Annotated in this window: 10 protein-coding genes; 7 read left to right on the forward strand and 3 right to left on the reverse strand. The window is 69.4% G+C overall.

What is annotated here, in order from left to right; translation table 11 throughout:
• Positions 1 to 675, reverse strand: a complete 675-nt coding sequence (locus AB0K21_RS43510) for an SDR family NAD(P)-dependent oxidoreductase (protein WP_343983694.1) — start codon at positions 673 to 675, stop codon at positions 1 to 3.
• A gap of 11 nt (positions 676 to 686) precedes the next feature.
• The gene (locus AB0K21_RS43515; RefSeq protein ID WP_364158878.1) at positions 687 to 2,378 is read right to left on the reverse strand and encodes an IlvD/Edd family dehydratase; all 1,692 of its coding nucleotides are present in this window, start codon (positions 2,376 to 2,378) and stop codon (positions 687 to 689) included.
• Positions 2,379 to 2,451: 73 nt separating this feature from the next.
• On the opposite strand from AB0K21_RS43515, the gene AB0K21_RS43520 reads away from it, so the two are divergent.
• The 6 genes from AB0K21_RS43520 (at position 2,452) to AB0K21_RS43545 (ending at position 8,089) form a co-directional block, all read left to right on the forward strand.
• A complete protein-coding gene (locus tag AB0K21_RS43520; RefSeq protein ID WP_364158881.1) occupies positions 2,452 to 3,210 on the forward strand; it encodes an IclR family transcriptional regulator in 759 nt (252 codons plus the stop codon).
• Positions 3,207 to 4,022 carry an SMP-30/gluconolactonase/LRE family protein gene (locus AB0K21_RS43525; protein WP_343983685.1) on the forward strand — a complete coding sequence of 272 codons (816 nt, stop codon included), beginning with the start codon at positions 3,207 to 3,209 and terminating at the stop codon, positions 4,020 to 4,022. Before AB0K21_RS43520 ends, AB0K21_RS43525 begins: the two co-directional genes overlap by 4 nt.
• A gap of 1 nt (position 4,023) precedes the next feature.
• A complete protein-coding gene (locus AB0K21_RS43530) occupies positions 4,024 to 4,872 on the forward strand; it encodes a fumarylacetoacetate hydrolase family protein (protein ID WP_364158884.1) in 849 nt (282 codons plus the stop codon).
• Positions 4,872 to 5,885: an alcohol dehydrogenase catalytic domain-containing protein gene (locus tag AB0K21_RS43535; protein WP_343983679.1), complete on the forward strand. Its 1,014-nt coding sequence runs from the start codon at positions 4,872 to 4,874 to the stop codon at positions 5,883 to 5,885. The genes AB0K21_RS43530 and AB0K21_RS43535 overlap by 1 nt, the downstream gene beginning before the upstream one ends.
• Before the next feature lie 55 nt (positions 5,886 to 5,940).
• Entirely contained in the window at positions 5,941 to 6,927 is a 987-nt protein-coding gene (locus AB0K21_RS43540) for a LacI family DNA-binding transcriptional regulator (RefSeq protein ID WP_343983676.1), read from the forward strand.
• 556 nt (positions 6,928 to 7,483) lie between these two features.
• A complete protein-coding gene (locus AB0K21_RS43545; RefSeq protein WP_343983673.1) occupies positions 7,484 to 8,089 on the forward strand; it encodes a DUF6461 domain-containing protein in 606 nt (201 codons plus the stop codon).
• Between the two features lie 39 nt (positions 8,090 to 8,128).
• On the opposite strand, the gene AB0K21_RS43550 is transcribed toward AB0K21_RS43545, so the two are convergent.
• Positions 8,129 to 8,287, reverse strand: coding sequence for a hypothetical protein (locus AB0K21_RS43550; protein ID WP_343983671.1), 159 nt, complete (start codon positions 8,285 to 8,287; stop codon positions 8,129 to 8,131).
• Positions 8,288 to 8,456: 169 nt separating this feature from the next.
• Between AB0K21_RS43550 and AB0K21_RS43555 the strand changes: the two genes are divergently transcribed.
• Positions 8,457 to 8,750, forward strand: coding sequence for a hypothetical protein (locus tag AB0K21_RS43555; protein WP_343983668.1), 294 nt, complete (start codon positions 8,457 to 8,459; stop codon positions 8,748 to 8,750).
• Positions 8,751 to 9,109 lie beyond the last annotated feature (359 nt).

Raw genomic sequence — 9,109 nt, forward strand, 5'->3', positions numbered from 1 at the left:
TCAGTACGTGGCCCGGCCGCCGCTGATGTCGTAGACGGCGCCGGTGGAGAAGCTGACCTTGTCGGAGGCCAGCCAGGCGATCAGCTCGGCGACTTCCTCGGCTCGGCCGACGCGGCGCATCGGGATGAGGTCGGTGATGTGGGCCAGGGCCTCGGTACCGGTGTCGGCGTTCATCGGGGTCTCGATCACCGCCGGTGCGATGGCGTTGACCAGGACACCGCTGGTGGCCAGTTCCTTGCCCAGCGACTTGGTCACCCCGATGACGGCCGCCTTGGAGGCGGAGTACGGCGCCATGTTCGGGTTGCCGTCCTTGCCGGCCATGCTGGCGAGGTTGACGATCCGTCCCCAGCCGCGCTCGCGCATGCCGGGAGCGAAGGCGCGGCAGGTGTGGAAGGTGCCGTCGACGTTCACCGCGAACGTGCGCCGCCAGCCGTCCAGCGGGATCTGCCACAACGGGGCGTTCGGCCCGACGATTCCGGCGGAGTTGACCAGGATGTCGATTGGGCCGACCTCGTCGGCGGCGGCCTGGACGGCGGCGGCGTCGGTGACGTCCACGACCAGGTCGGCACCGTCGGCGACGTCGAGCGTGATCACTTTGACCCCGTCGGCTTCCAGGCGGACGGCGGCGGCCTTGCCCAGGCCGCTGACCCCGCCGGTTATGAGTGCGGTGCGCATGGAGGGTCCCTTCAGTGGGATTCGCGGGCCACCCGGTCACCGCTGGAGCCGATGAGGAAATCGAGGTCGGCACCGATATTGGCCTGCTGGACGGTGTCGACGTACAGCCGCTCCCACCCACGGGCGGGCGCGGCGAAACCGGTGGTGACCGGTTCTCGAGTGGACAGGTCGGCCTCAACGTCGATCCGCCTGCCCGGCACGTCGAGAACGATCATGTCGCCGGTGCGGACCTTGGCGAGCGGGCCGCCCGCAGCGGCCTCGGGGGCGACATGGAGCACGACGGTGCCGTAGGCGGTGCCGCTCATACGGCCGTCGCAGACGCGCACCATGTCGCGCACCCCCTGGGCGAGCAGCTTGGCCGGCAGCGGCATGTTCGACACCTCCGGCATGCCCGGGTAGCCCTTGGGTCCGCAGCCGCGCAGGATCAGCACCGAGTCCGCGGTCACCTCCAGGTCCGGGTCGTCCAGGCGGGCGTGCAGGTCCTCGATCGAGTCGAACACGACCGCCGGGCCGCGGTGACGCAGCAGTTCGGGGGAGGCGGCGGCTGGTTTGATCACGGCGCCGTCGGGGGCGAGGTTGCCGTACAGTACTGCGATCCCGGCATTCTCCCGCAGCGACTTGTCCCGGGGACGGATGACCTCACGGTCGTGGACCGTCGCCTCACCGAGATGCTCGACCAGCGGGCGGCCGGTGACCGTCAGCGCGGCCGGGTCGAGCAGGTCCCGCACCTCGTTCAGTACGGCATGCAGACCGCCTGCCCGGTACAGGTCGTCCATCAGGAACCGACCGGCGGGCTGCAGGTCCACCAGGAGCGGCACGCCGGAGCCGTAGCGGTCGAAGTCGTCCTGGGTCAGCTCGACGCCGAGCCGTCCGGCGATGGCCAGGAGGTGGACGACGGCGTTGGTGGAGCCGCCGAGCGCGGCCAGGGCGACGACGGCGTTGAGGAACGAGCCACGGGTCATGACCTGGCTGGGACGACGGCCGGCGGCGATCATGTCGACGATCAGGCGGCCGGTCTCGTGGGCGCCTTCCAGCAGGCGGCCGTCGGGGGCGGGCGTGCCGGCCAGACCGGGCAGGGTCATACCGAGCACCTCGGCCAGCAGGCCCATGGTGGAGGCGGTGCCCATCGTGTTGCAGTGGCCCTTGCTACGGATCATCGACGACTCCGAGCGCAGGAACTCGACCCGGCTCAGCGTCCCGGCCCTGACCTCCTCGCTCAACGCCCACACGTCGGTGCCGCAGCCCAGCGCGACCCCGCGGAAGTGGCCGGTGAGCATCGGCCCGCCGGGCACGACGACCGCGGGCAGGTCGACCGAGGCGCCGGCCATGAGCAGGGCGGGGATGGTCTTGTCACAGCCGCCGAGCAGCACCACCCCGTCGATCGGGTTGGCGCGCAGCATCTCCTCGATGGCCATCGCGGCCAGGTTGCGCCACAGCATGGCCGTCGGCCGTACCTGGGTTTCCCCGAGGGAGACGACCGGCAGGTTCAGCGGCACCCCGCCTGCCTCCCACACGCCGCGTTTGACGTGCTCGGCCACCTCGTCCAGGTGCATGTTGCAGGGGGTCAGGTCGGAGGCGGTATTGGCGATCGCGATGTGCGGACGACCGTCGAAGGCATGCTCCGGGAGCCCGCGCCGCATCCAGGCACGGTGAATGTAGGCGTTGCGGTCGCTCCCGCCGTACCACTGGCTGCTACGGGTCATCCCGCCTCCCTTGGTGAATTTCTAGGAATATATCAGTTTTCACTGTTCGGAACGATGGTCTAATATTCGGAATATGGATGAATCCAAGCTGGTCGGATCCGACCGGGTGCTGGCGGTGCTGACCGAGCTGGCCGGCCATCCCGACGGGATCGGACTGGAGGAGATGGCCCGGGCTGTGGCCAGTCCGAAGCCGACCGTGCACCGCGCGCTGGCCGCGCTGCGCCGCGCCGGATTCGCCGCGCGGAACGGCCACGGCCGCTACCTGCTGGGCGACGAGTTCCTGCGGATGGCCTTCGCCCACCACCAGGCCCGGCCCGACCACATCCGCGTGACGCCCATCCTGGAGGCCCTGTGTGAGCGGTTCGACGAGACCGTGCACTACGCGGTGCTCGACGGGCGTTCGGTGGTCTACCGCTCCAAGCTCGATCCGCCCACCGGCGCGGTGCGGCTGACCTCCGTCGTGGGCGGGCGCAATCCCGCGCACTGCACGGGCGTTGGCAAGGTGCTGCTCGCCTACGCGCTGCCCGACCTCGACGCGGTCCGTGCCTGGGCGGGGGACCAGCCGCTGGAGCGACCGACGGAGCACTCCGTCGGGGCGGTCGAGGACCTGCATGCCGCCCTGGTCCGCGTCCGCGAGCAGGGCTATGCCACCGACGATCAGGAGAACGAGCCGGGCGTCAACTGCGTGGCGGTTCCGGTGTACCTGACCTCCCCCACGGTGCCGAGCGGTGCGATCAGCGTCAGCGGGCTGACCTACCGCACCCCCCTGGACAAGCTCGTCAGCGAGCTGCCCGCCATCCGCGCCATCGTCGCAGGCGAGGAACCCGCATGATCGCTTCCCCCGCCTCCGCCGACGTCTACACCCTGGGCGAGGGGCCGGTCTGGGATCCGGTACGGCAGCGCCTGCTGTGGGTGGACATCGTCGCGGGAGCGGTCCACGAAGGTCGCCTGGACGGCGAGCGCATCGACGTCACCGGCTCCCACCGGTTCGACTCCACGGTGGGCGCGGTCGCCGTCTCCGCCGAGGGTGAGCTGATCGTCGCGGAGAGAACCGCCCTGACCCGGGTCGGCCTGGACGGTAGCCGTACCACACTGGCGCAGGTCCGCACCCGCGGCCGACTCAACGACGGCGCGGTCGACCCGGCCGGACGCTTCCTGATCGGCAGCCTCGGACAGGTGGGCCAGGAGGTGCTCGCCCGGCTCGACGAGACCGGCATCACCTACCTCGACACCGACCTGACGCTCTCCAACGGCCTTGCCTGGATCGACGGCCGCCTCTACAGCGTGGACACCGGCTCGGGCATCGTGTGGGTTCGCGACTACGACACCGGGCCACGCCGAGAGGCGTTCAGGATCACCGAGGGCCTGCCGGACGGGATGTGCGCCGACGCCGACGGCACCCTCTGGATCGCCAACTGGGGGCTCGGCCGAGTCGAGCGCCGTACCACCTCCGGAGACCTGCTGGCCTTGGTCGAGACCGGCGCACCGCACACCACCAGTGCCTGCTTCGCCGGGCCCGACCTGGACATCCTCGTCATCACCACCGCCACCCAGGAGCTGAGCGAGCCCGGCCCACTCGACGGACGCCTGTTCACCGCCCGAGTCGGCGTCCGCGGCCTGCCCGTCCCCTATTGGAGAAGCTGACATGTTTCTGATGCGCATCGGCGCCCCCGGCGCCGAGAGGCCGGTCGTCCGGCTCGACGACACCCACTACATCGACGTCTCCGACGTCACCCCCGACTTCGGAGAGCGCTTCTTCGCAGCGGGCGGGACGGCGCTGCTGACCGAGCGGGTGGCACGCGGCGATGCGCGCGAATTCGCCGGGGAGCGCATCGGCGCCCCTATCGCCCGGCCGCACCAGATCCTGTGCGTCGGGCTGAACTACAGCGACCATGCCGCCGAGACCGGCCAGGCCGTGCCAGACGAGCCGATCCTGTTCGCCAAATCCCCCAACACGCTCGTCGGGCCGTACGACGACGTGCGCATCCCGCGCGGCGCCACCAAGACCGACTGGGAGGTGGAGCTGGGCATCGTGATCGGCAGGCGCACCTCCTACCTGGACTCGGTCGACGAGGCCGCTTCCTGCATCGCCGGCTACTGCGTCGTCAACGACGTCAGCGAGCGCGCCTTCCAGATGGAGCGCGGCGGCCAGTGGAGCAAGGGCAAGTCCGCCGAGACCTTCAACCCGGCAGGTCCCTGGCTGGTCACCCCCGACGAGATCGCCGACGTCCGCGACCTGGACATGTGGCTGAACGTCAACGGCGTGCGCAGGCAGACCGGCAGCACGAAGACGATGATCTTCGACCCGTTCTTCATCGTCCACCACCTCAGCCAGTTCATGGTGCTGGAGCCCGGCGACCTGCTCAACACCGGTACCCCTCCCGGTGTCGGCATGGGCTTCGACCCACAGGTCTGGCTCCAGCCCGGCGACCTCGTCGAGCTCGGCATCGACGGCCTGGGCAGCCAGCGCCAGCGCGTCGTCGGACCCCGGTGATGCGCGCACTGGTCCTGACCGGGCCGGGCAGGGCCGAGATCCAGGAGGTCGAGCTCCCGAGCGCCGGGCCCGGCGAGGTGGTCGTGGACGTCGAGCGGGTCGGCGTGTGCGGCACCGACGTGGAGTTGTTCACCGGGAACATGAGCTACCTGCACACCGGCCGCTCCTGGTACCCGCTGCGCCCCGGCCACGAATGGTGCGGACGCGTCACCGCCGTCGGCTCCCACGTCGCCCCTGCCTGGCTCGGCCGCCGCGTCACCGGTGACACCATGCTCGGCTGCGGACGCTGCGAGCGCTGCCATACCGGCCGCCACCACCTCTGCCCCGACCTGGCCGAGATCGGCGTCAGCCTGGGCCGTCCGGGCGCGCTGGCCGAACAGATCGCCGTGCCCGCCGCCGCGCTGCACGACCTGCCCGACTCAGTGGATCCCACGCTCGGCGCGCTCGCCGAACCCGGAGGCAACGCGCTGCGAGCCGTCCTCGGCACCACCCTGAATCCGGGCGAACGGCTCCTGATCCTGGGCACAGGCACCATCGGACTGCTGGTGGCGCTGTTCGCGCGAGCCCAGGGAATCGAGACCCACCTGCTGGGCCGTGACCAGGACGCCGTGTCCCAAGCGCGACAGCTCGGCTTCACCGACGTCTGGACCCGGCCCACGCTGCCCCCGCTCCCCTGGCACTCCATCGTCGACGCCTCCAATGCCGCCGAACTGCCCACCCTGGCCCTCGACCTCGTCGAACCCGGCCGCCGGATCGTCTACATCGGGCTGGCCGGCGCCCCGTCCACGATCGACACCCGTGACCTGGTGCTGCGGGACATCACCGCCGTGGGCATCCTGGGCGGCTCGGCCGGTCTAGCCGGCGCGATCGCCGCCTACGCCGACGGCTCGGTCGACGCCCGTCCGCTCGTCTCGGCCACTGTCACCCTCGCCGAGACCGCCGACGTCCTCGCCGGACACCGCCCGGCCGGCCTGGGCCCAGGCCCGAAGGTGCACATCGATCCACGACGCTGAAGCCGGGGCCACTGATACGATTCAGTGCCGTTGGCATCCTTGCGAGGGGGACTCGATGGCCAAGAGACGGCGCGTCACCTCCATCGACGTGGCCAAAGAGGCCGGAGTCTCGCAGACCACGGTCAGCTACGTGCTCAACAACGTGCCGTACCAGACCATCCCCGCCGAAACGCGGCAGCGGATCTACGCCGCCGTGGAAAAGCTCGGCTACACCCCCTCGGCGGCGGCCCGGACTCTGCGGCTGGGCCGTAGCGACATCGTGCTGCTGCTCATCGCGAACATGCCGCTGGGCGCCACGGCCATCGAGCTGATCGAACACCTCACCGCCGACCTGGAACAACACGGCCTCAGCGTGATCACCCGTATCGACAGCGGCCGCGCGGTGGCGGCGCTGGGCAAGAGCCTGGCACCGGCCGCCGTGATCTCCTTCGCCCCCGTCTCCGAAGAGCATCGCGCGGATCTGCGCAGCGCCGGTGTGTACGTGGTCGACGTCTGGGGCGACAACGACGACGGGCCGAACGTGATGGCGCGCGGCCAGTTCCGCATCGGCCGCATGCAGGCCGACCATCTGGTCTCCCAAGGGCATACGCGGCTGGGATACGCCGCTCCCGCCGACCACCGACTGGGTCCGTTCCTCGACCCGCGTCTGGAAGGCGTCAGGCGCGGCTGCGCCGAACACGGTTTCGCCTCACCGTCCGTACGGCAGGTCGCTCTGGAGACCGCCGCCGCCGCCGACGCCGCGCACGCCTGGCGGGCGGAGGGCGTCACCGCGGTGTGCGCGTTCAACGACGAGGTCGCCATCGCCCTGCTGGCAGGCATACGCGCCACCGGCCTGTCAGCTCCCGGCGACCTGGCCGTCATCGGGGTGGACGACATCCCCCTGGGCCAGTTCGCCGAGCCGCCGCTCACCACGATCAACCAGCATATGGACGCCATCGCCGCCGAACTGACCGATGCGGTGCTCGACGGCCTCAGGAGCCCCAGCAGCCGACGCGCCGTGCCGTCGGAGAGCGCGACCCTGGTGATCCGCCGCTCAGCCTGATCCGCGCGCAGGAGGCCTCTACCCGCTCCTGTTCGAGGAGACCGCCGGCTGCAGCGCCTGGATCGTCCCCAACCAGTACCAGCGCACGCAGCTCAACCGGTTCGGCCGAGCGCTCAACCAGAGTCTCGCCCAGAGCGCGGCGAGGCCCGGCTTCCAGTTCGTCGACGCCCGGTCGTTCTTCGCCGGGCACGCTGTCTGCTCCCGCCAAGCCTGGATCCACCCCGTCCTCAACCCCACTCCGCTCCACCCCAACGCCAACGGCTACCGGTTCGGCTACCTGGCCGCGCTCAACTCGGTGACCGGCTGATCCAGCATCCGCCCGGTGAGGTCCGGATCCGCGACGTCCACCGCCGGTTCGAACCTGCGCCCTTTGCCCCCAGGCAGACCAGGAGGGCGGGAGCATGCCTGACAGTCCACAGTGATCCACCGGCGTCCAGCCTTGTTCGGAGTCGTTGTCACCCAAGGGCATCACTCGACGTTCCTTCGCCGGCCGGGGGCGAACTTTTTTGTCGGTGACCACTGCGATCATGCTGCTCACTTGATCAAAGGAGTGGCGATGACAGAGACCCCCGAAGAATCCCCCTGGCTCTCCGAACACGAAGCACTGGGTGAAATCTACTGCGTGTCCTTCGTTCGGGATCTCTCCCCGGAGGAGGTCCTCCGCCGGTTCGGCGTAGACGAGAGCACCATGGAGGAGGTCACGTCCGACGAGTTGGGCGAGCGCTCGGTGGAGAGCATGAGGGACGACGCGGCCGGTTACATCGGCGCCGTGAAGGTCGGTGACTGGACCCTGGTCATCGAACCAGGAGGATGGAAGATCGCAGTCGACTCCGAGATCATGGCTCGGGTCTCGCGGGGAACCGAGGTCGTGTCGGTCTGCCGTCATGACTACGCCTCGGACACTTTCGCCTACATCGTCGACGGGCAGCCGGTCGTCTGGTTCGACCCGATGCTTCCGGACGCGCGGTCAGGCAATGATCCGGACCGCTTCGTCAAGGAGATGCGCGAAGTCGGCCTGGACCCCGAGTACGACATCGACGACTCACACATCGACTTCCCGATAGAGCGCTCGTTCGCCTTGGCGAGCAGGATCACCGCTCTTCCCTTCTCCCCAGAGATGCTGGAGCTGCGATTCCTCGGCGCAGAACCGCTGGAGGACTGATCGGCAGGTCCCCGTATGGAGACTGGCCGGTCAGCGGGCTCAGGCGCTCATGGGGTAGCGGGTCAGCAGTTCCCGTACCTCGGGAACGTCAGCGTAGGGCTTGAGACGGGCCAGGCGCCGGTGAGGTCGGCGGGCATGTCCAGCGATCCGCGACACCGTGTGCGCCGCCTCCTCCGGCTCGAAGGTGCGGCAACGCACCTTCCCCGTAGTCGCGTCGCACAGCGGGGCGCTCAGGTGTTCAGGCCCGGCGAAATAGCCTCGACGAACGCACCATCCGGCCGAAATATGGAGAACCGGTATCTCCTCAGGCCCGGTAGCCGGTGCTCATCTGAAGGTGTTCTCCTTCCCGGATGTGAGGGGTCCCACGATGAAGATCCGCCGGTTACATTCCGCTGTACTCGCCGTGGCGCTGGGCGCCGGTGTCCTGGCCGGTACCGCACCCGCCTTCGCCGCCACCCAGACCGGTGCGGCCGTGACCGCCGGGGGCTGGCCGACACCGGACTGGTACCTGCAGGGCCCCTACCAGACCCTGGCCGCCTGCGACCTCGCCTACCAGGACGCCGCGCAGAACGGTCAATACACCGGGCTCCTCTACTGTCACTGGTTCCGCGGGGGTGGCCCTTATCCGGCGGGCTTCTACTACGAGGTGTACATTCCCTGAGTTTCAACAGGTGTGACGGGCGAGCCCCCAGGAGAACTCGGCGCGCTCCCGGTCCAGTCGGTCAGCCTTCGGATCCGCATTGACCTTGGCCAGGCGGGCCGCAGCCTCTCGTACGGCGAGAGCGACGTCCTTCTGTGACAGCACGACCGGTCAAAGCTGAAGTTCATATCTTCCAGTGCCTGTCGGCCATCCTCATGAGCACCGGTCGGATCCTCGGGCCTTTCCCCTTGAGTGTGGACACCGATCCGCTGACCGGGCTACCGGGCTGCTAGCGGACACGCCGTTCTCCAGTTGAGCGGCCAGATTTCTCCTGGCTGATGGCCATCAAAATTCCTGGCGTGGCCACTGGGAATCCCGGT

It is taken from the genome of Streptosporangium sp. NPDC049248, assembly GCF_040678965.1.
In the GTDB taxonomy this organism is placed as follows: Bacteria; Actinomycetota; Actinomycetes; order Streptosporangiales; family Streptosporangiaceae; genus Streptosporangium; species Streptosporangium fukuiense.